This is a genomic window from Longinema margulisiae (genome assembly GCF_025266855.1).
Classification (GTDB): Bacteria; Spirochaetota; Brevinematia; order Brevinematales; family Thermospiraceae; genus Thermospira.
The window spans coordinates 662,946-688,005 of sequence record NZ_CP053071.1 but is presented as its reverse complement, the minus strand read 5'-3'; the positions used below and the strand labels follow the sequence as shown (position 1 = coordinate 688,005).

The window sequence follows — 25,060 nt, the reverse complement described above, 5'->3', positions numbered from 1 at the left end:
TTATCTGATTTTTTTCGCACCGTCTTCTATGGAAAGCACAAGAAAATCGGCCACTATGCCGAATTTTTCTTTGTATCCTGAACCTACTCTTGTTTTGAATCGGTCGATGGCATCACGTTTCACAAGGCTGATGGTACATCCTCCAAAGCCGGCTCCTGTCATTCGGCTTCCGGCACACCCTTCCACCTCTCGTGCTAACGAGACAAGGGTATCAAGGTGTTCTCCTGTGACCTCATAGTTGTCCCGCAGAGAGTCGTGAGAGGCATTGAGGAGAAGCCCAAACCCTTCCATATCCCCGGCAGAGAGGCGTTTTGCCGCCTCAAGGGTTCTCTGGTTTTCTGTGATGGCATGGAGTGCCCTTCGAAAGAGGGTTTCTTTACCCTGGAAAAGATCATGGGCGGCAATGAGTTCATTTTCGGTGAGTTCACAGAGATGTTTAATGGGATACCGGTTTTGCAGAAGAGACAGGGCTAACCGGCACTCCTCAAGGCGGGTGTTGTAGGCCGATTCAATCAGCTCTCGTTTTTTGTTGGAGTTGGTGAGTACAAGAACATACTCCCCGAGAGAGACCGGGATTTTTTTGTATTCGAGGGTCTCGCAGTTGAGAAGAAGGGCATGATTTTTCTCTCCCATGGCAACGGCAAACTGATCCATGATTCCACAGGAGACGCCGACAAACTGGTTTTCTGCCCTCTGGCAGAGGAGGGCTATCTCTGTACCGGCGAGGTTTCCTCCAAAAAGATCATTGAGGGCTGTGGCAAACACCACCTCAAAGGCCGCAGAGGATGATACCCCTGATCCCGGTGGGATGGTGCTCATGAAAAGCACGTCCATCCCTGTGGAGAGGGGAAGCCCTGCCTTTTTCCACTCTGAGAGTACTCCGAGGGGATAATTGGGCCAGGGGAGTTCTTTCTGATGAGAGATATCGTCGAGAGAAAGTTCTAACATCCCTGGAAATTGAAGGCTTGAGAGACGAAGTTGTCTATCGTTTCGAGGACGGACAAGGGCATAGATGAAACGATTGATAGCCGCAGGGAGAACCATGCCACCATTGTAGTCAATGTGTTCTCCGATGAGATTCACACGGGCTGGACTTCGGTAGATATGAAGGGGTGCGTTTGAGGTGCCATAGCGCTCGAGAAAAAGAGTGTGTACCTCCTTGAGTGCCCTTTCCTCCTCCCAAGTGGCTAAGAAGCGGATCTTGCTCTCTCTGAGTTGTTGAGAGGAGGTTTCCACGGCTATCACATTGGCTGCAGCCCATGCTCCCATCTCCGAGGAGGCATAGAACTTGATTCTGTCCCTTGCTCGAAGCGGGGGATAAAACTCAAGGTGCCAGTGGAAAAAGGTATGGCTTGGTTCTTCCAGTTCATGGTTGACAGGTCCCTGGTGCATCACCATCATGTAGGGAAAAGGCCTGTCAAAGAGAAAATCAAACGCCCCCACGATGATCTTGAGCATCTCAGCGAGGTCTTTTTCCTCTTCGCTGGTCATCTGATCGATATGGCTGAAGTGCCGTTTGCTGACCACAAAAACCCCCCAGGGGTAATCAGTGAAAAAGGGGATGTAGGCAATCATGGAGGAGTTTTCGTGAATGATCCTTATGCTTTGTTTCTTTTCTTCCTCCGTCAGGCGACAGAGAAGACATTCCCCGTGGTTGGTATAGTGTTCCTGACAGCTTCGGTATTCGGTTTCGAGTTTCAGGGGGATGAAGGGATAGCCGTAAATCTGTCCATGGGGATGGGCAATGGTGGCTCCCACTTCTTCTCCCTTGTTTTCAAAGGGGAAGACATACTTCACATGATGGTCTTTGCGAATCTCAAGAAAACGGGACTTCCAGAGATAGACGAGTTTCTGGATATGCTCGACGGAAAGCTCCTGGAGAGTGATGGCGTGTTCCTGGGAATACAGCACCACCTCACATTTCCCGTAGGAGGGCATGGCCTGAAAAAAAGAGGTAGCCACAGCATCTGGCTCGGGGGGATTGGGCATCATGACAGGAAAATCATTGGGAAGAGAAATCACCTCAAACGAATCAGGTACCTTGCTAGAACCAGGACAGAAAGGGCACCGGTCTTTGGGAAGATTGGGTCTATTCTGCCTGTGGCTGGCCACCATTGTCCACGTTTTGAGAAGAGGATTCCATCTGAGTTCAGCCATAAGTATCCTTTTCACATAAAATTCGTTTATGTTTATTGTAATGACTTTCAGGAAAAAATCAAGGGTTTTGGAGATTTTTTGTGGGGGAAAAGAAGAGGGATGGGACTCAAAAATAGAAAAAAGAAGACCAATCAGAGATAAGAAAAAGAGAGTTTTTTGGAAGGATTTTCTCCCAAAACCCCTTGCAAAAAAATCAAAATGGTGTATAATGAGAGCGTGGGTTTTTGGTATTGAAAAAGTCTATAAATTTTATAGAGGGAGGATACCATGGCTGAGAAACCAAAATATGTGTACTTTTTTGGTGCCGGCAAGGCAGAAGGTAATGGGAAAATGAAAGACCTTTTAGGAGGGAAGGGAGCCGGGCTTGCGGAAATGACCAGCATTGGACTACCTGTACCGGCTGGCTTTACGATTACCACCGAAGTGTGTGAACTCTATTACAAGAATAACAAGCAGTATCCCGCCGGTCTCAAGGAAGAGGTGGAGGAACACCTCAAGCGTCTTGAGAACCTTGTAGGCAAAAAACTCGGTGACCCGGAGGATCCCCTTCTGGTTTCCGTGCGTTCAGGGGCACCTATCTCCATGCCAGGTATGATGGAAACCATCCTCAACCTTGGCTTGAATGACAAGTCAGTCGAAGGGCTTGCTCGCAAAACCGGCAATCGCCGTTTTGCCCTTGATGCTTATCGTCGGTTTATCATGATGTATGGATCCATCGCCATGGGTGTGCCTCGTGAAGAGTTTGATGAGGCCTTTGATCATATCAAGGAGGCCAAAACCCGCAAACGCCTCGGCATTCCTCGTGGACAAAAGGTGCAGGACACCGATGTCAATGAAGAGGAACTTGAGGAACTGATCAAAGAGTTCAAGGATATCTACAAACACCATGTGAAAAAGGATTTCCCCCAGGATCCCCATGAACAGCTCTGGGGGGCTATCCGGGCTGTGTTTGATTCCTGGATGGCAGACAAGGCGGTTACTTACCGCAAGGTAGAAAAGATCACCGGTATCCGTGGAACAGCCGTCAATGTGGTGCAGATGGTCTTTGGAAACAAGGGAGACACCAGTGGGACCGGTGTTTGTTTCACCCGTGATCCCAGTACGGGAGAAAATGTGTTCTATGGAGATTTTCTCCCCAATGCTCAGGGAGAGGATGTGGTGGCAGGTATTCGTACCCCGCTCAAGCTCTCTGAATTTGAGAGAACCATGCCAGAGGCCTACAAGCAGTTAGTGGAAGTTCGCAAGATCCTTGAGACGCATTACAAGGATATGCAGGACCTTGAGTTTACCGTCGAAGAGGGCAAGCTCTACATGCTCCAGTGCCGCAGTGGAAAACGCACGCCTATTGCGGCCTTTAAGATCGCGGTGGACATGGTGAATGAGGGTTTGATCACCAAAGAAGATGCTATCATGAGAATTCGACCGCAGGATATAGAGGGGCTCTTCTATCCTATCATTGATCCTTCTCAGAAGGAAGAACTCAAGAAAAACTTTATTGTTCAGGGTATTGATGCGGTTCCCGGGGCAGCCACGGGGCGTGTGGTGTTTACCGCCAAAGAGGCAGAGGAATGGGCCGCCAAGGGAGAAAAGGTTATCCTTGTTCGCCGGGAAACCAGTCCCGAGGATGTGGGTGGTATGCATGCCGCTCAGGGTATTCTCACCTCGACAGGTGGAAAGACCTCTCACGCTGCTGTGGTTGCCCGTGGGTGGGGAAAATGCTGTATCGTGGGATGTGAAAAGATGGAAATTGACTACAACAAAGAGGAATTCCGTGTCGGGGATATTGTGGTGAAGAAGGGTGATGAGATTACCCTCAATGGAAGCACAGGAGAGGTGTTCAAAGGGGCTATGAAACTCATCAAACCCACCCCTCCCGAACAGTATTATACCCTTATGAAATGGGCGGACGAGATTCGCAGGCTCCGTGTCAGAACCAATGCGGATACCCCCTATGATGCTCAGAATGCTATCGAGATGGGGGCTGAGGGTATAGGGCTCTGTCGTACGGAGCATATGTTCTTTGATACGGAGGAACGTCGTTTGGCCATTCAGAGTATGATTATTGCGGATACCTATGAACAGAGGGTGAAAGCTTTAGAGAAGCTTCTTCCCTTCCAGAGAAATGACTTCATCGGCATATTCAAGGCCATGGATGGGAAGCCAGTGACCATTCGCTTGATTGACCCGCCACTTCATGAGTTTGTTCCTCATGGCTGGAACGGCCAGGAGGTGCTTGCCCAGAAACTCAAGGTTCCTGTGGACAAGATTCGCCAGAGAGTGGCTCAACTCGAAGAAGCCAACCCCATGCTCGGTCATCGTGGTTGTCGATTGGCGATAACCTACCCTGAGATTCAGGATATGCAGGTCAGGGCTATCATGGAGGCAGCCTGTGAATGTACCAAACAGGGAATCAAGGTATTCCCGGAGATTATGGTGCCCCTTGTGATGGACAAGAAAGAGTTTGAGATTCTTGAGAAGCGTATCCGTGAGGTGGCCGACAAGGTGCTTGAAGAGAACAAGATGAAGATAGAATACAAGGTCGGGACGATGATTGAGGTTCCAAGGGCGGCTCTTCTTGCTGATAAGATCGCTGAGAGGGCAGAATTCTTCTCCTTTGGAACCAATGACCTGACCCAGATGACCATGGGGCTTTCTCGTGATGATGCCGGTCGGTTCCTGCCGGACTATGTGGATGAGAAGAAAACAGGTATCTTCAAGGCTGATCCCTTCCAGTCTCTTGATCAGGAAGGTGTGGGAATGCTTGTAAAATGGGCTATTGAGAAAGGGAGGTCAACAAGACCCAATCTCAAGATAGGTATCTGTGGAGAACATGGTGGCGATGCGGCCTCGGTGAAGTTCTGTCATCGTGTGGGCATGGATTATGTTTCCTGTTCTCCCTTCCGTGTGCCGATTGCCCGTCTTGCCGCAGCCCAGGCGGTGATAGAAGAAAAGATGGGCAAATAATTGTATCTATGAGGCTTTTGGGGCTGTCTCAGGAGGTGAGGCGGCCCCTTTTTTGTTCTTGGTAACGTTGTTTCACCAAGGGAATTATCGTAAGGAGAAAGGGGAGATTTGACTTTTTGAATAGAATGTGATATGATGTAGGTGAAAAAAGGAGAGAAAAATGGCAGCGCTTATTACTCTCTATCGAGTTCTCAGTAAAACAGCGGGTGAAGAGGAAGCAGCGCAGGTTATTCAGGAACTGGAGAGTTATATTCACGAACTCAAGGAACATCATGCCACAAAAGAGGATATTGAAGCATTAAGAGAAGACTTTCACTTGATGTTGGAACAAATGGATAAACGTTTCGAACAGGTAGAGAAACGTTTTGAACAGGTGGATAAAAGATTTGAACAAGTAGACAAAAGATTTGAGCAAGTAGAGAAAAAATTTGAACAGGTGGATAAGCGGTTAGAGCAACTTGATAAGCGTCTTGATCTGATGAAAGAGGAAATGGACAGGCGCTTTGAGCAGGTAGATAAGCGTTTTGAGCAGGTTGACAGGCGTCTTGATCTGATGAAAGAGGAGATGAACAGGCGCTTTGAGCAAGAGGATAAGCAATTTGAACAGGTTGACAGACGTTTTGACTTGATGAAAGAAGAGATGGAGAAGCAGATATCCCTTCTCAGAGAAGAGATGGAGAAGCGTTTTGGGCAGGTGGACAAAAGGTTTGAGTTTATGCAGTGGTTGATTACCATGGGATTTACGGTGGTTTCTCTTTTGATAGGAGGGTTGGGAATTTTTATAGGTTTTGTTTTTCATGGATGAGGTGGAGCGTTTTTTGATGAAAAGGGGAAAGTAAAAAAGGGAAAAATTTCATCTTTAGGAGATATTCATCGTAATAGATAATGGGAGGTTTCCCATGAAGAGGATAAAAGGACATGTGGGGGGGCTTCTTGTAGCCTTTTTGCTCGCAGGGTGTAATGTTTTCAGTATCTTCAATACGACCGATGTCTCAAAAGAGACCAATGTGGATTACCTTTTAGGGCTTGGGGAATACTATATCCAGAATATGGAGTATGACAAGGCGTTTGAGGTTTACAGTCGGGCTGTGGAACTGGAACCAGGAAATGCAAAGGCTCTTGAGGGGCAGGCCACAGCCGCTCTCTATCGAGAGGTGCCATATACCAATGTGATTCTGGCTATTGTGAAGAATGATAGTACACTTCTCTCCCGGAATGGTCTTTATCGTGCAGGTGGGATAGTTTCTTCAAATATGCTCAAGATTATCCAGGGAAAGGCGAAAGGGCTTGCTTCCAATGATGTTCAGATCAATACGGTATTTTTCTTGGTGGGCAATTTGTATGCTGTTTTTCTCGAACTGGATAGTAATGGGAATGGAAATGTGGAGAGTGATGGAGGAGATCTTTTTATTCTCAATAGCGATTTTACGGTGGATAACAATACCACTAATCGATCTTTTGTGGATTTTGCTCAGGCAGGTGTTGTTTTTCAGAATCGTCGTCCTGTGATTTCTACGCTGCTCACCTATAGTGATGTGGCTCTTTCTAATATTATGGGTCAGTTGATAAGTGAACAAACTCGTTCGCTTTTTGGTTCTTTGACGGAAGGTTTTTCTGCTATTCGCTCGTCTGTGGAAGAGATTCTCACCATGAGTGAGTTTGCCACCAATCTTCTGGGAACCAATAATCCGGATGAGGTTACCAATCTCATTGTCCAGGGAGGGTATCCCCAGACTCCAGCGGGGTATGCCGCGTTTACCAATGACTTGGCTCAGGCCGGGATAACCAACTGGCTTGAGGTGACTAATGCCTTCCCGGATCTTGTTGGTGGGCTTGATGCCATCAGTAATTATTTTGGTTTGTAGGGGAAAAGAGTGAAAAGGTGGATGGTTGTTTTTCTTGTGGTTGTTTCTGGTTGGGCGGTGGAATGGAAGCTTCGGGTACCAACGGATATTTTAGCCACGGGTGGGGCTGGTATAGCTGCCGATGACAAGACGGGGCTTCTTTTTATGAATCCGGCGGTCTATGCAATGATGGGAGGGAGACGTTTTCTTTTGGGTTCGTTTGGGGGAGGGGCCAATTTCTCCCTTGTGGATATCTATGATATCTATAATCAGCTGGCCAAAAATTCAAATGATTTAGCTTCGCTGACGCCTGATCAATGGAAGAAGCTCTCTTCTCTGAGTTTGTATACATCAATGATAGGGCCACTCTATCTTGGTTATATGGGGGACAATGTGGGTATTGTGCTTTTCAATGATTTTCGGACGTTTGTGAAACAGAAGGTTTCTCCGATTGTGCCCTATTTTGAGTGGGCGAGTTACTTAGATATTGGGCTTCAGATGGGGGCGGGGTTTGGGCTTCCGGATGTGGGATGGTTGCCAAGACAGGCGAGGCTTTATGGTGGTATCAGTATCAAGATTCTCAACAGGGTAAAGTATGAGAACGAAAGGTTGTCTCTTCTTGAACTCATGGACAAGGTGAATGCTATTATGTCTTTTCAGGATGGGTTTTTGATGGGACAGGCCATTGGTTCGGATGTGGGGCTGTTGTATAAACAGGATCGCTGGCGTGTGGGGCTTGTGGTGAGGGACTGGTTTACCACTAGTTTTCAGTGGGTGGCGTATGATGCACGGTTCAAGGTGATTTCCAATGAAGCGGGGATGACGACGTGGTGGCCTTCTGTGGATGTGGGGGTGGCGTATCAGTTGGGGAGTGTTCTTTCCAAGTATCTCTTTGGGAATGTGGTACTCTATGCGGATATGGTCAATATTACCGATTGGCGGGAAAATGGGTGGCTCAAAACTCGTTTTGGGGTGGAAGGAAGGATGTTTGGGTTTCTTCTGGTGAGGGGAGGTCTGTATAAAGGATATCCCACCGTGGGTGTTGGACTGGATTTTCCTTTTGTGAAGACGCATATGACCTACTATACTGAGGAGTTGGGGACTATTCCCGGGGCTTCTCCACTGCCTATTCTTGTCTCGGAGACACAGTTCGTGTTTTGAGGGGATTTTTATCATCAGATAGTGAAAGATGGGAATGACGACTGGCGTCCTGATCTCAATGGGGACTACAGCAGGGTGTTTATGGAGTTGTTTAAGGATAGCAGAGGAAGATTTATTTATGATTTAGTAGGATATTATTTTCTGTTAACTCAATGAATGGTGTAAAGATAAGAGAGGAGGAGAGATATGATAAGACATATAGGTATAATTTTTGTTTTGTGGTGTTTCTTTTCAGGGCATCTTTTGGCGTTTGTGAAGTATTTTCATGCTGATAATATGATTACGGGGAAGAATGTTCTGGATTATTCTCCGATAAATATAGTGGATAATAATCTTACCACCTGCTGGGCATACAATACGGAGGACAAAAAATCGAGAATTGTGTTGAGGTTTACGAATTTTATTCTCATTGATGAGATTCGTGTATACAATGGGTATCAGAAAAGTTCCAATGTTTATAGAGCCAATGCTCGAACGAAAGAGGTAAGATTATTTCTTGAAAGAGAAAAGCGAGAGGATTTTACTCCTTTTGCAAATTATGGGACTTCTACAAATGTATGGTTCTGGGAAGGGGTATTAAAAGATACTTTTTCTGCTCAAGTTTTCAAGTTCAAACCTGTGGTTGCGAATGAGTTTTATTTTGTGGTTCTCTCCACCTACCCCGGCACCACGTATGATGACACGTGTATAAGCGAGATTGAGTTCTGGTATCGTGGTCAGAAGTATGAGGTAGCGAATCTAGAGGAGGCGAAGCGGGAGTTTGTGAGGAAGGTGAGGGAGAATGCGAGGTGGGGGGTTGGGGAGCCCTATGATACGGAGACGTATATAAAGGAGAGTGGTCCTGAGGTGGAGAGGAGGCTGGCGGCTTACGGGATAACGAATGTGGAAGTGCTTGACCAGACGGGGAAGATGGAGACGGTGGGGAGGCTTGCATCTGTGGTTCGTGTGAGATGGTGGGTTCCTGAGGAGGGGAAGGGATATAGGATGGTTTTGTATGCGCAGAAGAAGGGGAGCGGGTTTAAGAAGAGGAAGGTGGTGAGGAGGAGTGAGGAAGGGGATGATGAGTATGAGTTGAGGGAGGTGGTGAAGATAGGGGAGGCGAAGGTGGATGAGAATGGGACGACGTGGGCGAAACTTGGGAATAGTGAGTGGAGGGCTGTGGTGATTAGGTCAGGGTATGGGCGGATGCTGATGAGTGATTATTTTGAGACGTTCGGGATAGGGGATGTGGTAGGCGAGGGGCATGTGGCTCCGTTTCCGGAGGATGAGTGAGGGGTATTGTCCTGTTTCAGCCTGTGGGGACTGCTCTCTCCTTTTTTCAAACGAGTTGGGTGTATTGGTATGTCCTGTGGGGTCTCATGTCTTCTGTTTGAGAGAAGGGGAGAGGAGAGGGTGTTGCTGAGACACAGGAATAGGACCAGCCCTTTTCTCTGGGAGAAGGGTGCTGGGAGATTTTGCTATGACCTTATTTCAGCAAAGGGGGCTCGTTTGCTGAAACATGGTGATAGCCGGGGTAGGCTTTTCTCCCTGAAAGAAGGTGGTCGTCATTGTTTGGGTTTGTATGGAGGGCGGTTAAACGTTTAACCAGAAGGTGGGTTTGCTGAGACATGGTAAGAGCAAAAGACGTGTGGAGTTTGTATAGAGAAGGGTTAAACGTTTAACCGGCGGGGTGGTTAGCTGAAACAGGGTGATAGCAATAACCATGAGGGGGTGTATAGAGAGAGGTTAAACGTTTAACCATTGCCTTTGGCTGAGACAGGGTAATAGCCGGGCGCCCTGCGGTCTCAGAAAGCCCCCTTCTTGCTGACTCGTCGTCATGGCCCGCCCCTGCCTGCGGTGTCTTCTGACAGAAGCCACCAGGGGAACACATGCCCCGCGGGCTGGTGGGAGAATGCCCCCTTCTGGAGAGGAAGACCCGTTCTTTCTTTCACCCCCTTTTTTTTCTGTACCCCACTTCGACTTCGCTCAGTATCCGCCGGGCCGCTTTTGCGGTTATGAAAAGGGCCCTTTGGTTTCCGACGGGAAAGTCCTTCCGACGGGAGGACACAGGAGGTGTCCGGGGCGACCTCTTCTGTTGCTCTGCCCGAAAAGCCCACCGAAGCGTAGCCGCGGGGCCCCCGCTTTGGCGGGGAATCGGCGAAGCGAGGTGGGCGCTATGCTTCCGAAGTCAGGAGGATGAGTTGAGGTCGCCCACGGAGGAAGGACTTGCCCTTCTCAAGGGAAATGTTCTCCCATGGCCCGCAAAAGCGGCCTGTCTTCCGTCCGAGGCGCATGCGTAGCATGCGACGAGGACAGGGTCCTTCTGGAGCCGGTGCAGGGGGGCGGGGATTTCAAAAGGGGCGGGGAGCCCCTGACCCAGAAAGGCAAGAAAGCACCCCTGCAAGGGTCTCATTTTGGAGGAAAAAAGATCCCTTCCCCCAAACTTGTGACCAATGCCCATTGACATGGAGGAGGGACTATGGTAAAATAGGGGGCGAAAGGGAAAAAATTTCACGGGGGAAGCGGGGAAGAGTTGACAGGGTGGGGGAGAGGTGGTATAATTGTAGGAGAAAAAAGGTTTGAAGAATAAAAATTGAGTGGAGGTGTGGTATGAAGTACCATGGGTATGAAGACGCACTGAAGCGGAAAGTGAAGAAGGTGGTAGCAGGGGCGGCGTTTGCCGGTCTTCTCGGGACTCTTGCGCATGGGCAGGAGTATCTTCGTTTAGATTCGATGGTCAAATCTTTTTCTTTGCCGGGACGGAGTTTTCTTTCAGAGATGAAAGCGAAGGATGTGTATAGTTCTGAGACCTTTGCACGAATGTGCAAAGGTCTCAAGAAAGTGATAAAAAGCAAAAAGTAGTATAAAAATATTTCTTTCCATAATAAACAAGCCTATTTTTTTCATAAAAAAAGACAAATAAGCCCTTGTGAACAGAAAAAGCGGGGTTTCAGGGGCGTAGCCCCTGACCCAAACAGGGGAAGAAAACACCCGTGCAAGGCTCTCGTTCTTTTCGTATGGCGGAGTCACAGGTAACGCTTGCGGTGTGGCGGGCGGAGAGTGCAGCGAAGGGGCGAGTTTATGGGGCGATAGGGTACACGGAAGCGAAGAGGTTTGAGGGGCGAGAGGATCCCCATCTTGTGAGGAAATACATGGAGAAGGGGGTGACGATACAGGAGGTGGTATCGGCGGTTCGGTCGCTGGTAACGTCGGCGAGGGAAGTGAGGACAGTGGAGACGAGGTTAGATGAGAGAGTACGTCAGTGGCATGAGAAGAGATATCCATGGGACACGATGCCGTGGGAGAACCGGTTACCGTTCAGTAAGCAGCATCCGATGGCGGGTTTTGTGCTTGTGGTGTTGCAGGAGGAGAAGAGGAAGAGACGGAGTGAGGAGAGGGGGAGGCTAACGAGGCGGGAGAGGGAGCTTGTGGGTCGGAAGAGGGAACTTGAGAGGGAGAGGGAGGAGGTAACGGCGAAGTGGGAGGAGGCGATACTTGAGGAGGGGAGGCGACTTGAGGCGTATGAGGAAGCGAAGGGGAGACGGGAGGACATAGAGAGGAAGCTTGAAGAGGGTGGCTTGTCTTCGGAGGAGAGGGAGAGGCTTGAGAAGGAGCTTGCAGTAGCGAAGGAAGAGGAGAAGAGGGCGAGGGAGGCGTATGGGGAGGCGAAGCGGGTGAGAGAGGAGATAGAGAGGCGGAAAAAGGAGATAGAGGAAGAGATAGGGAGGGTAGAAGAGGCGCTGAAACTGGTGGAGGAGAGGCTTGGGGAACTTGCGCCTGAAGATGTGAGGGAGGCGCTTGAGATGGAGCAGGAGGGGGAGGACATAGAAGGGCGAGGGAGCAAGAAAGAAGACACACCCTCCAAATCATCGTCGAGTAGTGAGAAGAGTTCTGTTTCCGGGAGTTCGACGAGTTCATCTTCATCATCGGAGAAGAAGGGTATTTTGTCTTCGATAGCGGAAGGTGTTTCGAAGGCGGTGAATGCGGTAGGGAATGCGATTGCGGGAGCGGTGAATTCGGTTGTGGATACGGCGAGCAAGATAGCGGCGTATGTAGGGCAGGAGGCGAAGAAGGTGGTGGAGGGTTTAACGGGAGGGAAGAAGGAGGGGGAGTCAGAAAAGGGGAATAAGGGAGGAAAAGAGCCAAAAGGGACGAAACCCTCTTCTGGTTCGAAGGGACAGGCCACTCGTTTTGCTGTTGATCCCCAATATGAAAGGGCGATGGAGATAGCGAAGAAAAAGTGGGCCCAGGATGGGGGCAAGTCTTCTTTGAGCAGTTACGGTGAAAAGGCGATGAAGCAGGCTGAATATGAGTGGAAGATGGAGAAGGCGAGGGAATATTCCCGGGGAGCCTTGGGGGATAATGCGAGCAGGGGGGTGAAGGATTTATCTGAGTATGCTGATCAGGTGAATAAGGATTATAGGGATTATCGTAATGAAGTAGCGATGAATAAGGAGATAAACAGGGAGGTGAGGGAACTGATAAAGAGAGGGGATCTTGATGATATGCTTAAGCAGACGAATGTTTTTTTAGGGAAGGAGGAGGACTTTTCGAAGCTTACGGCGAAGGAGTTATATGAGTTAGGGCACCAGAGACTCAAAGAAGCCACTGATAAAGCGATGGAGATGTATGGAGGGAAAGAGGTTATTGATGGGTATTCTTCTCGAGGGGAGTTTGTGCATATGATGACGAACAAGTTGGTGAGGGCGGCGAAGAGCGGGAATACAGCGGTGCACGATCTTTATGACAGGAATGGGAATTTAACGGAGGTAGGGCGGGAATATGAGTATTTTATGGGGCTGAAGGGGTATCAAATGGAGAAGGAGAAATTAGAAACGGACAAGAGGCGTATGGAGGAGATAGATAAGCGTTTAGAAGAGTTGGAAAAGCAGATAGCGGGAGCGAAAGGGCAGGCGAAGGAAAGGCTTGAGAAGGTGAAGGCAGGGTTAGAAGGGGAGAAGAGGCAGATAGAAGGGAACTGGGGTGGAGAGGAAAACATGACGAAGGACTTTGGATACCTATGGGAGGTACAGAATAGAGGGGAGAAGTATACGATAAAGAATTTGACAGGAGGAAGGAGTCAATTTCTTATTCTTGGGGAAGAGGGGATGGGGAAGGGGGTGAGAGTTGGCAAGACGGGGAAGTTAAACAAAGAAGGACGTATGGAGTATAGCAATGAAGGGATGGATGTGTACAATGATCGGATTACGGTGATTGTGAATGGGAAGATAGTGGAATTCAACAGGGCGAGTTTAGATTCGACGAGATACAGTGATTTTCACTACTATGAGAAGACGGGGAAAGAAACGTGGAAAGAGATTGACAAGGGAAGATATGACAGTTTGAAGGAGGGGAAGGCGAAGATACCCATGAAATATGATGGGAAGGAGCATTATGGGACGATAGCCTCCGGGATATACAAAGCAAGTCCCATGAAGGGGAGAGAATTTTCGATGGGTTTTGAGATAGCGATAGAGGGGAATGGAAAGGTTCCAGCGCTGAATGGATACAATCCGGCGCATCCTGAGAGAAAGCCCGGGTATCTTGAGGCGACGAGGATACACCTTGGAGGAGGTTCTGGGGCCAGCTGGAACTACTCCGAAGGTTGCCAGACCATCTTTAAGGACGACTACAAGGAGTTTATGGAGTTGTTTGCGGTGAAGGATGCGCAAGGGAATGTTGTAATGAAAGATGGAAAAATGGTTTTCAATTATAATTTAGCAGGATATTATTTTCTTTTAACTCAATAGTTGAAAGGAGAGGAGAATGATGCGAAAAATATTGTATATAGTTATATTATATTGTGGGGCAATGGTGGAATTGTGGACTGGGGATAAGGTTTTGATAGATTGGTTTGAAGGGTCTTTTATTCGTGTACCCACTCCTTTGAGTTATTCTCCCTTAAATTTACTGGATGGGCGGTTGGATACGGCGATAGCCTTGCATAAGGATTATAATCCTTTGTTTGAGAAACAATTGATGTTTATTATTTCTTTTAGGTCTCCTTCGTTTAAAGTGGATAAGATGGTTATATTTAATGGTTACCAAAAAAATGAGGAAATATATAGAAAAAACAAAAGAGTAAGAGAAGTTAATATATCGTTTAGAAAGAAGAGAAATGATGAAAAAGTATATGATATAGTGTTATTTACGAATTTGTTACTGAAAGATGAAAAACAGATTACCCTTATTTTACCAAAAAGTGTAGAAATTGATGAGATTGGATTTTACATTCTCTCCACCTACCCCGGCACCACGTATGATGACACGTGTATAAGCGAGATTGAGTTCTGGTATCGTGGTCAGAAGTATGAGGTAGCGAATCTAGAGGAGGCGAAGCGGGAGTTTGTGAGGAAGAGGAAGGAGAGGGTGTTGAAGATTCTTCTTGGTGGGCCGGAGAGGCGAGAGGGGTATTCCTTTAACTGGATGTGCGGGTTGTCGTATATTACGTTTACGAGGACGGTGAAGGAGAGGGGGGAGTTTTTTATTCAGGCATGCGTAGATTCTCGTGGAGCGTTTGTGACGAACTGGGAGCAGGCGCCTGATGGGGCTGAGATGATTATCACGAATATTCGTGGTGAGTGGAGGTTTGATGAGGAGGGTATTTTCTGGACGAGGGTGAAAGGGAAGGACTGGAAGGCGACGGATGTGTCGTACATAGGTGAGAATGATCTTGGGAGGCAGGGGGTGATATATTTTCGTGGGAGTGATATTGAGACGGGATATTTTAACTGGAGTGGGCCGGATTCGGATGCGGGGCCGTGAAGAGGTTGGTGATGATCAGGAACGGGTATGGGCGGATGCTGATGAGTGATTATTTTGAGACGTTCGGGATAGGTGATGTGGTAGGCGAGGGGCATGTGGCTCCGTTTCCGGAGGATGAGTGAGGGGCTATCACCGTATTTCAGCCCCGCGGGCGGGGTTTGCTGAGACATCGCCGTAGCCTTCTCCGCCCCTGCCTGCGGTGCCTTCTGACAGAAGCCACCAGGGGAACACATGCCCTGCGGACCTGGTGGGAGAAGGCCCTATTCTCCTGCCAGTATCCGAGCCACAGGAGGTGGCGAGGAAGACCGGGGTCAGGCACGGAGGGCTGTCCCCGGTCGGCTACGGAAGAGAGCGGGGCTACAGGTTTTTCTTCCAGCCAGCAAGGTGAGACGGTGGACGGAATGCTACAGAGACCGCCGCAGGGGCGGGGGCGGGGGTTCACAGGGGGCGGGGAGCCTCTTGTGGTTATCTCGGCGAGGGAATGGTGTTTTTTCGCTTGACATAGAGGGGGCATTTATGGTATACTATACATCTCGTAGATAGAGATGCGCAGGGGATTTCTACTTTCTTTTTGAGTTGGTGGGGAATTCTTCTTGCGGGAAGGTTTTGAAAAAAAGATTGTCTAATCTCTTGACAAAGGGCTGAAAATGTGGTATAATAATAGTCCACGCTGACGAGACGAGTAGGTGTGGTGAGATAAGAGATAGGGAGATAGGATATAGTACTGAGGTGAGGGACTCTTTATAAGCCAGGGTAAACTTTGAAGTTATGGTTTAGGTTAAGATAATTCATAACGGAGGGTTTGATTCTGGCTCAGAGCGAACGCTGGCGGCGTGTCTTAGGCATGCAAGTCGATCGGCAGCGCAGCTGTAGCAATACAGTGGGCGGCGAGAGGCGGACGGGTGAGTAATGCATGGGAATCTACCTAGAGGACGGGGATAGCCTGGGGAAACTCAGGGTAATACCCGATGATATCGCAAGATCAAAGGAGGCGTATGCCTTGCCTTTAGATGAGCCCATGTCCCATCAGGTAGTTGGCGGGGTAAGAGCCCACCAAGCCTTAGACGGGTAGCTGGTCTGAGAGGATGGTCAGCCACAAGGGGACTGCGACACGGCCCCTACTCCTACGGGAGGCAGCAGCCAAGAATTTTCCGCAATGGGCGAAAGCCTGACGGAGCGACGCCGCGTGAGGGAAGAAGGTCTTCGGATTGTAAACCTCTTTTGTAAGGGAAGAATAAGGTAAGCAGGAAATGGCTTACTGATGACGGTACCTTACGAATAAGCCCCGGCTAATTACGTGCCAGCAGCCGCGGTAATACGTAAGGGGCTAGCGTTGCTCGGAATTACTGGGCGTAAAGGGCGCGTAGGCGGTTTCGCAAGTCAAATGTCAAAGGCCATGGCTCAACTGTGGTAAGGCGTTTGAAACTGCGAAGCTAGAGTACGGTGGAAGGCGATGGAATTCCCGGTGTAGCGGTGAAATGCGTAGATATCGGGAGGAACACCGAAGGCGAAGGCAGTCGTCTATGCTGATACTGACGCTGAGGCGCGAAAGCGTGGGGATCAAACAGGATTAGATACCCTGGTAGTCCACGCCGTAAACGATGTGCACTAGGAGTTGGCGGTATCCGTTGGCTCCGCAGCAAACGCGATAAGTGCACCGCCTGGGGAGTACGGCCGCAAGGCTGAAACTCAAAGAAATTGACGGGGGCCCGCACAAGCAGTGGAGTATGTGGTTTAATTCGATGCAAAACGAAGAACCTTACCAGGGCTTGACATGTACTGGACCGGTGGTGAAAGCCACCTTTCCCGCAAGGGACTGGTACACAGGTGCTGCATGGCTGTCGTCAGCTCGTGCCGTGAGGTGTTGGGTTAAGTCCCGCAACGAGCGCAACCCCTGCCATTAGTTGCTACCTGCGAGGGAGCACTCTAATGGGACTGCCGGCGACGAGTCGGAGGAAGGAGGGGATGACGTCAAGTCATCATGGCCTTTATGTCCTGGGCCACACACATACTACAATGGTCGTTACAGAGGGAAGCGAGACCGCGAGGTGGAGCAAATCCCTAAAAGCGACCTCAATACGGATTGGAGTCTGCAACTCGACTCCATGAAACCGGAATTGCTAGTAATCGCAGGTCAGCCAAACTGCGGTGAATACGTTCTCGGGCCTTGTACACACCGCCCGTCACACCACCCGAGTCGGTTTTTCCTGATGCTGGTAACTCTAACCGCGAGGGGGAGGCCAGTGAAGGAAGGATTGGTGAGGGGGGTGAAGTCGTAACAAGGTAGCCGTACCGGAAGGTGCGGCTGGATCACCTCCTTATAGGGAGAAGAGAAGAGTCTCTCACCTCAGTTTGTTTTTATAGTTTTTTATTGAGGTGATTGGGAGTATAGCTCAGGTGGTTAGAGCGCAGCCCTGATAAGGCTGAGGTCAATGGTTCGAGGCCATTTACTCCCAGTGGGAATGGGGATATAGCTCAGTTGGGAGAGCACCTGCCTTGCAAGCAGGGGGTCAGGGGTTCAAATCCCCTTATCTCCAGTTAAATAGGATGGTGAGGGTGAAGTGTAGTTTAGGATTGAAGAAGATAAGATAAGATGGGATATAGGACTAAGGTAAAAGGTCAAGGGAGAAAGGGCTAAGGGTGGATGCCTTGGCACCAGTGTGCGAAGAAGGACGTGAAAAGCTGCGAAAAGCGTCGGGGAGTCGCAAATGGCGTAGATCCGGCGATGTCCGAATGGGGGAACCCGGCCAGGGTCATGCCTGGTCATCACCGTTAGGTGAGGCGCACCCGGGGAATTGAAACATCTTAGTACCCGGAGGAAAAGAAATCAAATGAGATTCCCTGAGTAGTGGCGAGCGAAAGGGGAATAGCCCAAACCGGTGGGCATGCTCACCGGGGTTGTAGGACTCCGAAAGGCACCATGGAATCTAGCAGAACGGTTCTGGGAAGGCCGGCCATAGAGGGTGAAAGCCCCGTATGCGAAAGAGGAAGTGGGCTGGGAGTATCCTGAGTAGCACGGAATTCGTGGAGTTCTGTGTGAAGCTGGGGGGACCACCCTCCAAGGCTAAATAACACTGGTGACCGATAGCGAACGAGTACCGTGAGGGAAAGGCGAAAAGAACCCCTGATAGGGGAGTGAAATAGAACCTGAAACCCTTAGCTTACAAGCTGTAGGAGCCCTGAGCGTAGTCGAAGGGTGACTGCGTGCCTATTGAAGAATGAGCCTGCGAGTTACAGGTAGTTGCGAGGTTAATCCCTGGAGGGGAGTAGCCGAAGCGAAAGCGAGTCTGAATAGGGCGTCTAGTAACTACCTGTAGACCCGAAGCCGCGTGAGCTAACCATGGGCAGGATGAAGTCCCGGTAACACGGGATGGAGGTCCGAACCGGTAGGCGTTGAAAAGTCTTCGGATGACCTGTGGTTAGGAGTGAAAGGCCAAACGAACGTGGCGATAGCTGGTTCTTCCCGAAATGCATTTAGGTGCAGCCCTGTGAAGCAAGTGCTGGGGGTAGAGCGCTGGATCGGGACGGGGGATTTATCCTACCAACCCGAACCAAACTACGAATACTGGCACCCGAGGCACAGGAGTGAGAATGTGGGGGATAAGCTCCATATTCGAGAGGGAAACAACCCAGATCGTCGGCTAAGGTCCCGAAATACCGCTCAGTGGATAAGGAAGTGGAATGACCGAGACAGCCAGGAGGTTGGCTTAGAAGCAGCCATCCTTTAAAGAGTGCGTAATAGCTCACTGGTCGAGTTATTCTGCGCCAAAAATGTACGGGGCTAAGCGGTATACCGAAGCCACGGACTCGGAAGAGTGGTAGGGAAGCGTTCTACGAGCGACGAAGGATAATCGTAAGGTTATCTGGAGCGAGTAGAAGTGAGAATGCAGGCATGAGTACACGATAAAACGGGTAAAAAACCCGTTCGCCGAAAGCACAAGGGTTCCTGGGCTACGATATTCGACCCAGGGTTAGCCGGCCCCTAAGGTGAGGCCGAAAGGCGTAGCCGATGGGAATACGGTTGATATTCCGTAGCCACCTGTTGGAGTGAAGGGGTGACGCCCTGCATAGAGCCGTGCGGACTGACGGATGTTCGTCGAAGCCATTGAGGCTGGTGTGAGTGAAATGCTTGCGCCGCGAAGCCAAGAGGTGAGCGATCCACCTTTCGGGGTGGAGAAGACGGCCGAGTGTAGGGCCGAGAAAGAGCCTCTAAGCGATGAAGACAGGTGACCGTACCAAAACCGACACAGGTGTGCGGGGTGAATAACCTAAGGCGCTCGAGATAACTCTCGCTAAGGAACTCTGCAAAATGGCCCCGTAACTTCGGGAGAAGGGGTGCCTGCGGAAGCAGGTCGCAGTAAAGAGGCTCAGGCGACTGTTTACCAAAAACACAAGACTCTGCAAACTCGTAAGAGGAGGTATAGGGTCTGAAACCTGCCCAGTGCCGGAAGGTTAAGAGGAGGAGTTAGCCGCGAGGCGAAGCTTCGAATCTAAGCCCCGGTAAACGGCGGCCGTAACTATAACGGTCCTAAGGTAGCGAAATTCCTTGTCGGGTAAGTTCCGACCCGCATGAATGGTCCAACGATCTGAGCGCTGTCTCAGCGAGAGGCTCGGTGAAATTGTATGCTCGGTGAAGATACCGAGTACCTACGGCAGGACAGAAAGACCCCGTGGACCTTTACTACAACTTGGCGTTGAAACTTGGTTTACCATGCGCAGGATAGGTAGGAGGCTGAGAAGTGGGTGCTCTGGTGCTCATGGAGCCGACCTTGAGATACTACCCTTGGTGAATTGGGTTTCTAACTCTCGCCTTGCAATCGGGGTGGAGGACAGCGTCTGGTGGGTAGTTTGACTGGGGCGGTCGCCTCCTAAAGGGTAACGGAGGCGCCCAAAGGTTCCCTCAGCATGGTTGGAAATCATGCGAAGAGTGTAAAGGCAGAAGGGAGCTTGACTGTGAGGCTGACGAGCCGAGCAGGGACGAAAGTCGGGCTTAGTGATCCGGTGGTTGTGCGTGGAAATGCCATCGCTCAACGGATAAAAGGTACCCCGGGGATAACAGGCTGATCTTCCCCAAGAGTTCATATCGACGGGAAGGTTTGGCACCTCGATGTCGACTCATCGCATCCTGGGGCTGGAGAAGGTCCCAAGGGTTGGTCTGTTCGCCCATTAAAGCGGTACGTGAGTTGGGTTCAATACGTCGTAAGACAGTATGGTCCCTATCCGCCGTAGGCGTTTGGGCACTTGAGGGGAGCTGCTCCTAGTACGAGAGGACCGGAGTGGACGAACCGCTAGTGTACCTGTTGTCACGCCAGTGGCATAAGCAGGGTAGCTATGTTCGGAAGAGATAACCGCTGAAAGCATCTAAGCGGGAAACTTGCCCCAAGATGAGGTGCCCCATATGGTCCGTGGAAGACTACCACGTTGATAGGCTACAGGTGTAAGCGCAGTAATGCGTTGAGCCGAGTAGTACTAATCGACCATTAGCCTTGACCTTTTACCTTTTAGTCTCCCATCTTATCATGTTTTTATTGCTCTCGACCATAGCGGAGGGGGTACACCCGGTCCCATTCCGAACCCGGAAGTTAAGCCCTCCGTCGCCGATGATACTCCGCAAGGGGGAAAGTAGGTGTCGAGAGCTTTTTTTATTTTTTGGGAAAAAACCAATTTCCTGCTATTTCCTTATTTCAGCTAAAAGCCCCCTTTTGCTGAAACATGGGAATAGCCAAAGTGCAAACTCGGTGCGTGTCCAGAGAAAAAGCGGTAGGTTTTGCTGAAACAAAGTCATAGCCAAAGCCGGTAATAAACCTTTTCCCCTTCTTTTTATCTTCCTCATCCCTTCCAAGCTCCCTTTTCGTTGTGCAAAGAATAAATTATCGAGCCACTTGCACGAATGTGCAAAGGGCTTTTATCTTCAATCATCACGAGACCCTTGCACGGGTGCTTTCTTGTCCTATCTGGGTCATGGGCTATGCCCCTGAAACCCCGATTTTTCCGTTCACGAGGGCTTATTTATCTTTTTTTGTTCAAAGGAATAGTTTTATTTATTACGTTAAGGAACATTTTTATACTATTTTTTGTTTTTTACTACTTTTTTGAGACCTTTGCACATTCGTGCAAAGGTCTCATCACTCTTTTTCCCTTTTGCAAACGAATATCCAGACGAGAAGCAGACTTCGAAGACTTTTTAGGATAAGAAGTTGGAACACCTCAGGAAAAATCCCAGTCGTCGGTACGCCTTTCCTACAGGACGATGGATTCCTGAATGAGCGTCTTGTAAGGGAGCAGAAGCTCTTCCCTATTTATCATCGACAAAAGCTTTTTCATTCGAAGGTCAGAGTCCTGATACAATGAAAAAAGACAAAACTCATCAATGTAGCGCTGAGGGTGTTTTCGACAGCCATGGTGATAAAGGTTTTCAAGTCGGTTAACAAGTTGCTGAAAGATATCAGAAAAAGCTTCAGGAGCATCAAGAATGGCCCTCATGCTTTGGCAGGAGAAGAGTGTCTTAAGACTATCGCACGAGATATTCTCTACAAGGTGAATGTGAAAATGGGTGGGAGAGGACGCATTATCACATTCGATAAGCTGAAAGGGCCGTTTCTTTTCCCTCTGGACTTTTTTGATGCCAGGGAGAAGAAAAAATTTCCGAAGAAGGTGGCGAAGGTGGTGTTTTTGCCTTGCCGAAAGGGCTCGCATCAGGTTACGGACCTTGTGGAGAAGTAGCCAGGCGGCTTTGTAGCTTACCCCAAGATGTTTGGCAAGACTCACGCCGTTAACGTTTCCTTCACAGATAATAGCCATAGCGCAGAGCCAGGTTTTGAGAGAAAGATGACTTTTGCGCATGATGGAAATGCTTTTGATGGAAAACTGGTAACGGCAATGATTGCACTGGTAGAAAGGACGACTGGAAAGTCGGTAGGCGGAATTTTCACATCGGGGACAGCGGATTTTGCCGTGCCAGAAGAGATCTTCAAAAAATTGGATAGTCTCTTCTTCGCTGTAGGTGAAAACATCTTTTGTCATAGGAGCCTCCTGTTTTTTTCTCTGTATATATTATCGAAAAAATGTTGGTAACGTTTTTTTCAGGAGACCTGCAGTGGGAAGATGAGGAAAAGCAAAAAAAGTTCCTCCCTGGCCGATAATAGGACACAAGGAGGAACCCATGCGTAAAGAATTCACCTTCACTTTGACTATCGACTACCCTGACACAAAACTTGAGACGTTAGTGGTGGTTTTTCTCCAGGCCATCAAAGGAGTGTTTGAGTCATTTGTTCATCAGATTTCTGTAGAAGTGGCAGAAAAAGAAATAAAAGAAGGTCGTATCACCTGTACATGCGGAGAAAAACATCACTTCATATGGAAAACAAAGCATGGAAAAAACACTGTTTTTGTTCTGATGCCCTTTGGAAAGATCACTCTTCCTCAGCTCCAAATTCAATGCAAAAAGTGTGGAAGAAAACTTTTTCTCACAAGATCTCTTCTTGGTGTAGAAAAGCGAAAAAGGCAAATCCTGAAAGATATCTACAGAGTGGCTTTAGCCGGGGCTCTTACCACCTATCGAGTGGCCGCTCGTATTCTTTCCTTCACAGGGTATAAAATAGGTCTTAGCACCCTCTGGAAAAACCTTCAAAATATTGGGAGAAAGATACATTTCAGTATCTCAGAAAAAGAAAAACCCTGTGGAGAAGCCGATGGGACGGGTATTCCTGTTCAGGGCAAGAAAAAAGGAGAAGAAGCTAAAATTCTTTTGCAGGAGAGGCAACAAGCCTCCCCATTGACAGGAAAAAATACAAGAATAGCAGGCCTTCTTGTGGATAATTACCATGCAGGTTGGGACAAACTTCTTAAGCCCATTCAAGAAAAACACTCTTTTTCTCGGTTTTTTCTTGTTGTCGATGGAGATACAGGGATTAACCAGGGCAAACATCCCGGTATCGTTTTTCAACGATGTTTGTGGCATGTAAGTTATCAATTGAAGTATTTTCTTCGTCTTGATAGAGTGAGATATCGTTCTTCTGAGTGGACAAATATTGTCGCTGAAACAGGGAAAGCCTGTTTCTTGGGTTACAAAAATGACTGGCAAACAAGACTTGGTTATCAAAGCGAGCGCAGACAGCATATTCAGAATCTTCTTGACTTATTTCACGAAAAAGGGCGCAAACATTGTTTTTATTATCTTCTTCGTGCTCAAAAAGACATGTTCGCCTGTGACAGTGAAGATGGTTTGCCAAGAACAACCTCAAGGGCAGAACGGCTGATGCGAACCATAAACCAGAGAATGGATGTGGGGGTATGGAAAAGAGAAGGGGCAACCAATGTTCTTGCTGTGCGTTTGCATTACTACTATAATCGTGATGAGGCTATCGATGGTGTCTACTGGCAGGATGTGATATAAAACATAGGGATGGTACGTACTTATTGCCCTGTTTTATGGCCTAAAAAGGGTACTTTCCCCAGAAAAAACTTGTTTATCTAAAATGTTCCCTGTATACTACAGTTGACAAAAATCTTTTGAGCCAGGGGTAACTTCTTTATCCTTTTCTCTCTCTTTCAGGTCTCCTGTTGGAAACGTAATCATATGGTTTTGCTGAAATAGGGTAATAGCCAAGGTCTTTGGGAAGCGTATGTTTGCTGACACATAGTATTAGGACCTGCTCTTCTCTCTGGGAGAAGGGCGCTGGAAATTTTTGCTATTCCCTTATTTCAGCCAAAGGGGGCTTGTTTGCTGAGACAGGGTGATAGGAAGGGGTGTGGGGGGTTTGTATGGCAGTGGGTTAAACGTTTAATCAGGGGGTGGTTGGCTGAAACAAGGGAATAGCCAAAGGCTAAAACCTCACCTCTTCTTCCCCTTGCCTCATGAGTTTTGCTGAAACATGGTGATAGCAGAGGTTTATTTCGTTCCCCTTTTTCCCCTTGTCTCTCAGTTGTTTCAATATTTTTTCTTTTCCTGATTTTCAATCTTTTTTATGTAGAAATTTTTCTTTTTTTGTGTTATAGTATTTTAGCATGAGTGTAAAGGAGGATATATGAAGCAAAGATGGATGATTTTTGGTCTGTGGTTACCTTTGTGGATGTATGGGCTCATTCTTCCTGAGGGAACAGATGCCATGGTCAAAAATGTTCAGACCTATCCTCAGGGGAAGATTAAGTCGGTACGTCTTCTTTCTCCTACATGGTTGAACACAAGGGTGGGGAAATTTCTTTTTACGGGAGATGTTTCCTTTTATGAGAATGGCCATATTAGTAATGGTACGGTGGTAAGTGATGCGGACAAAGCTTATGAGCCAAGTTCTGAATTGAAGTCTCTTGGAAAATTTGGAACTATTTTGGCAAAACTCTTTGAGAATCCTGGTGGAAAAATTTCTTTTTTCCCAGATGGGTTACCCCAAGAGGTTCGTTTCTCCTCCTCTTTAGAAGTAGACGAAAGTAGCCTTTCCGTTAAGGCTGTAGGCTTTTATAAGGGGGGAGGGGTAATGTGGGCTGAAATTGAATTTTCATTTGAAGAAGAGGAAAAGGTTATAGAAAGGGATGATGATTACTGGGGACCGGAAGAAAGATATACAGAACGTATCTACTATGCGGAGTTTGTGGATACCCCGCTTGGGGAATTCTCTGCAAGAAAAGTGTATTTTTATCCAGATGGAACGTTGAGAGCAGTTGATTTGACGACGGCCTTGTGGGCAAAGTCCACCTTCAAGGGATACAATACGCGTTTTTCGGCTCCTGATGATCAGCAGGTGAAAACACCCCTTGGGAGTTGTTATGCCAGTTCTCTAGGTTTTTACCCTGATGGTAAAATGCGTTATGTGGAAATGACAGAAGAAATTGCCGTACAGACTCCCCTTGGTATTGTTTCGGTGGCCGGGCTTCTTTTTTATCCTGATTCTTCGCTCTGGGCTTTTTATGTCGCTTCCAAACAGGGGCTTTCTGTGTCTACGTCATTGGGAAAGGTGGCGGCAAGGGGAGTATTCTTTTATCCCGGCGGGAAGCTGCATGTTATTGAACTCGCATCTCCCTTGACCGTTGGAAAAACTACTTATAAAAAGGGTGATGCTATTGCCTTTGATCAGGCGGGAAAGTTTCTTGGTCGTGTGGTGTGGGATAGTGACAAGGGAGAATGGGTGAAACCGAAGTAAAGGATGGAAAGTACCGGTCTACGAGAAGTAGGCCGGTTTTTTGTTTGTATGGAT

General features: G+C 48.4%; 14 protein-coding genes, 2 tRNA genes and 3 rRNA genes. 16 read left to right on the top strand and 3 right to left on the bottom strand.

What is annotated here, in order from left to right:
- The gene (locus BREVNS_RS03135; RefSeq protein ID WP_483427598.1) at window positions 1-2,172 is read right to left on the bottom strand and encodes a galactokinase; all 2,172 of its coding nucleotides are present in this window, start codon (window positions 2,170-2,172) and stop codon (window positions 1-3) included.
- A 13-nt stretch (window positions 2,173-2,185) separates the two neighbouring features.
- Between BREVNS_RS03135 and BREVNS_RS03130 the strand changes: the two genes are divergently transcribed.
- The 6 genes from BREVNS_RS03130 (at window position 2,186) to BREVNS_RS03105 (ending at window position 9,398) form a co-directional block, all read left to right on the top strand.
- The gene (locus BREVNS_RS03130; protein ID WP_483427597.1) at window positions 2,186-2,491 is read left to right on the top strand and encodes a hypothetical protein; all 306 of its coding nucleotides are present in this window, start codon (window positions 2,186-2,188) and stop codon (window positions 2,489-2,491) included.
- Window positions 2,425-5,121 (top strand): pyruvate, phosphate dikinase, encoded by a 2,697-nt coding sequence (gene ppdK / locus BREVNS_RS03125; RefSeq protein ID WP_483427596.1) that lies wholly within the window; start codon window positions 2,425-2,427, stop codon window positions 5,119-5,121. The genes BREVNS_RS03130 and ppdK overlap by 67 nt, the downstream gene beginning before the upstream one ends.
- 160 nt (window positions 5,122-5,281) lie before the next feature.
- Window positions 5,282-5,926: a hypothetical protein gene (locus BREVNS_RS03120; protein ID WP_483427595.1), complete on the top strand. Its 645-nt coding sequence runs from the start codon at window positions 5,282-5,284 to the stop codon at window positions 5,924-5,926.
- A gap of 94 nt (window positions 5,927-6,020) precedes the next feature.
- Window positions 6,021-6,986, top strand: coding sequence for a tetratricopeptide repeat protein (locus BREVNS_RS03115; protein WP_483427594.1), 966 nt, complete (start codon window positions 6,021-6,023; stop codon window positions 6,984-6,986).
- Between the two features lie 9 nt (window positions 6,987-6,995).
- Complete coding sequence (locus BREVNS_RS03110; RefSeq protein WP_483427593.1) at window positions 6,996-8,126, top strand: hypothetical protein; 1,131 nt, start codon at window positions 6,996-6,998, stop codon at window positions 8,124-8,126.
- A gap of 186 nt (window positions 8,127-8,312) precedes the next feature.
- Window positions 8,313-9,398, top strand: a complete 1,086-nt coding sequence (locus BREVNS_RS03105) for an NADase-type glycan-binding domain-containing protein (RefSeq protein WP_483427592.1) — start codon at window positions 8,313-8,315, stop codon at window positions 9,396-9,398.
- A gap of 385 nt (window positions 9,399-9,783) precedes the next feature.
- Here BREVNS_RS03105 and BREVNS_RS03100 read toward each other — a convergent pair whose 3' ends face one another.
- Complete coding sequence (locus tag BREVNS_RS03100; RefSeq protein ID WP_483427307.1) at window positions 9,784-9,996, bottom strand: hypothetical protein; 213 nt, start codon at window positions 9,994-9,996, stop codon at window positions 9,784-9,786.
- Window positions 9,997-10,715: 719 nt separating this feature from the next.
- Here BREVNS_RS03100 and BREVNS_RS03095 point away from each other — a divergent pair.
- The 8 genes from BREVNS_RS03095 (at window position 10,716) to rrf (ending at window position 20,508) form a co-directional block, all read left to right on the top strand.
- Window positions 10,716-10,967, top strand: coding sequence for a hypothetical protein (locus BREVNS_RS03095; RefSeq protein WP_483427591.1), 252 nt, complete (start codon window positions 10,716-10,718; stop codon window positions 10,965-10,967).
- A gap of 131 nt (window positions 10,968-11,098) precedes the next feature.
- Entirely contained in the window at window positions 11,099-13,855 is a 2,757-nt protein-coding gene (locus BREVNS_RS03090; protein WP_483427590.1) for a hypothetical protein, read from the top strand.
- Between the two features lie 16 nt (window positions 13,856-13,871).
- Window positions 13,872-14,870 (top strand): NADase-type glycan-binding domain-containing protein, encoded by a 999-nt coding sequence (locus BREVNS_RS03085; RefSeq protein WP_483427589.1) that lies wholly within the window; start codon window positions 13,872-13,874, stop codon window positions 14,868-14,870.
- A 790-nt stretch (window positions 14,871-15,660) separates the two neighbouring features.
- Window positions 15,661-17,191 (top strand): 16S ribosomal RNA (locus BREVNS_RS03080).
- Window positions 17,192-17,252: 61 nt separating this feature from the next.
- Window positions 17,253-17,326: transfer RNA gene (locus BREVNS_RS03075), tRNA-Ile, on the top strand.
- 8 nt (window positions 17,327-17,334) lie between these two features.
- A tRNA-Ala gene (locus tag BREVNS_RS03070) sits at window positions 17,335-17,407 on the top strand.
- 80 nt (window positions 17,408-17,487) lie between these two features.
- Window positions 17,488-20,364 (top strand): 23S ribosomal RNA (locus tag BREVNS_RS03065).
- 36 nt (window positions 20,365-20,400) lie between these two features.
- Window positions 20,401-20,508: ribosomal RNA gene (gene rrf, locus BREVNS_RS03060) — 5S ribosomal RNA — on the top strand.
- Together the 16S, 23S and 5S rRNA genes with 2 tRNA genes alongside form the textbook arrangement of a ribosomal RNA operon.
- A 602-nt stretch (window positions 20,509-21,110) precedes the next feature.
- Here the strand turns inward: rrf and BREVNS_RS03055 are convergent.
- Window positions 21,111-21,893: a transposase gene (locus tag BREVNS_RS03055; RefSeq protein WP_483427588.1), complete on the bottom strand. Its 783-nt coding sequence runs from the start codon at window positions 21,891-21,893 to the stop codon at window positions 21,111-21,113.
- Between the two features lie 139 nt (window positions 21,894-22,032).
- On the opposite strand from BREVNS_RS03055, the gene BREVNS_RS03050 reads away from it, so the two are divergent.
- Together BREVNS_RS03050 and BREVNS_RS03045 are read left to right on the top strand one after the other, a co-directional pair.
- A complete protein-coding gene (locus BREVNS_RS03050; RefSeq protein WP_483426599.1) occupies window positions 22,033-23,265 on the top strand; it encodes a hypothetical protein in 1,233 nt (410 codons plus the stop codon).
- Between the two features lie 631 nt (window positions 23,266-23,896).
- Window positions 23,897-25,006 carry a hypothetical protein gene (locus BREVNS_RS03045; RefSeq protein ID WP_483427587.1) on the top strand — a complete coding sequence of 370 codons (1,110 nt, stop codon included), beginning with the start codon at window positions 23,897-23,899 and terminating at the stop codon, window positions 25,004-25,006.
- Window positions 25,007-25,060: the final 54 nt, after the last annotated feature.

What these genes read in the sequence shown, in the direction of transcription:
- BREVNS_RS03130 (WP_483427597.1), top strand. Translation starts at nt 2,186, where the DNA reads ATGTTTATTGTAATGACTTTCAGGAAAAAATCAAGGGTTTTGGAGATT.
- ppdK (WP_483427596.1), top strand. Translation starts at nt 2,425, where the DNA reads ATGGCTGAGAAACCAAAATATGTGTACTTTTTTGGTGCCGGCAAGGCA.
- BREVNS_RS03120 (WP_483427595.1), top strand. Translation starts at nt 5,282, where the DNA reads ATGGCAGCGCTTATTACTCTCTATCGAGTTCTCAGTAAAACAGCGGGT.
- BREVNS_RS03115 (WP_483427594.1), top strand. Translation starts at nt 6,021, where the DNA reads ATGAAGAGGATAAAAGGACATGTGGGGGGGCTTCTTGTAGCCTTTTTG.
- BREVNS_RS03105 (WP_483427592.1), top strand. Translation starts at nt 8,313, where the DNA reads ATGATAAGACATATAGGTATAATTTTTGTTTTGTGGTGTTTCTTTTCA.
- BREVNS_RS03100 (WP_483427307.1), bottom strand. Translation starts at nt 9,996, where the DNA reads ATGTGTTCCCCTGGTGGCTTCTGTCAGAAGACACCGCAGGCAGGGGCG.
- BREVNS_RS03095 (WP_483427591.1), top strand. Translation starts at nt 10,716, where the DNA reads ATGAAGTACCATGGGTATGAAGACGCACTGAAGCGGAAAGTGAAGAAG.
- BREVNS_RS03085 (WP_483427589.1), top strand. Translation starts at nt 13,872, where the DNA reads ATGATGCGAAAAATATTGTATATAGTTATATTATATTGTGGGGCAATG.
- BREVNS_RS03055 (WP_483427588.1), bottom strand. Translation starts at nt 21,893, where the DNA reads ATGACAAAAGATGTTTTCACCTACAGCGAAGAAGAGACTATCCAATTT.
- BREVNS_RS03050 (WP_483426599.1), top strand. Translation starts at nt 22,033, where the DNA reads ATGCGTAAAGAATTCACCTTCACTTTGACTATCGACTACCCTGACACA.
- BREVNS_RS03045 (WP_483427587.1), top strand. Translation starts at nt 23,897, where the DNA reads ATGAAGCAAAGATGGATGATTTTTGGTCTGTGGTTACCTTTGTGGATG.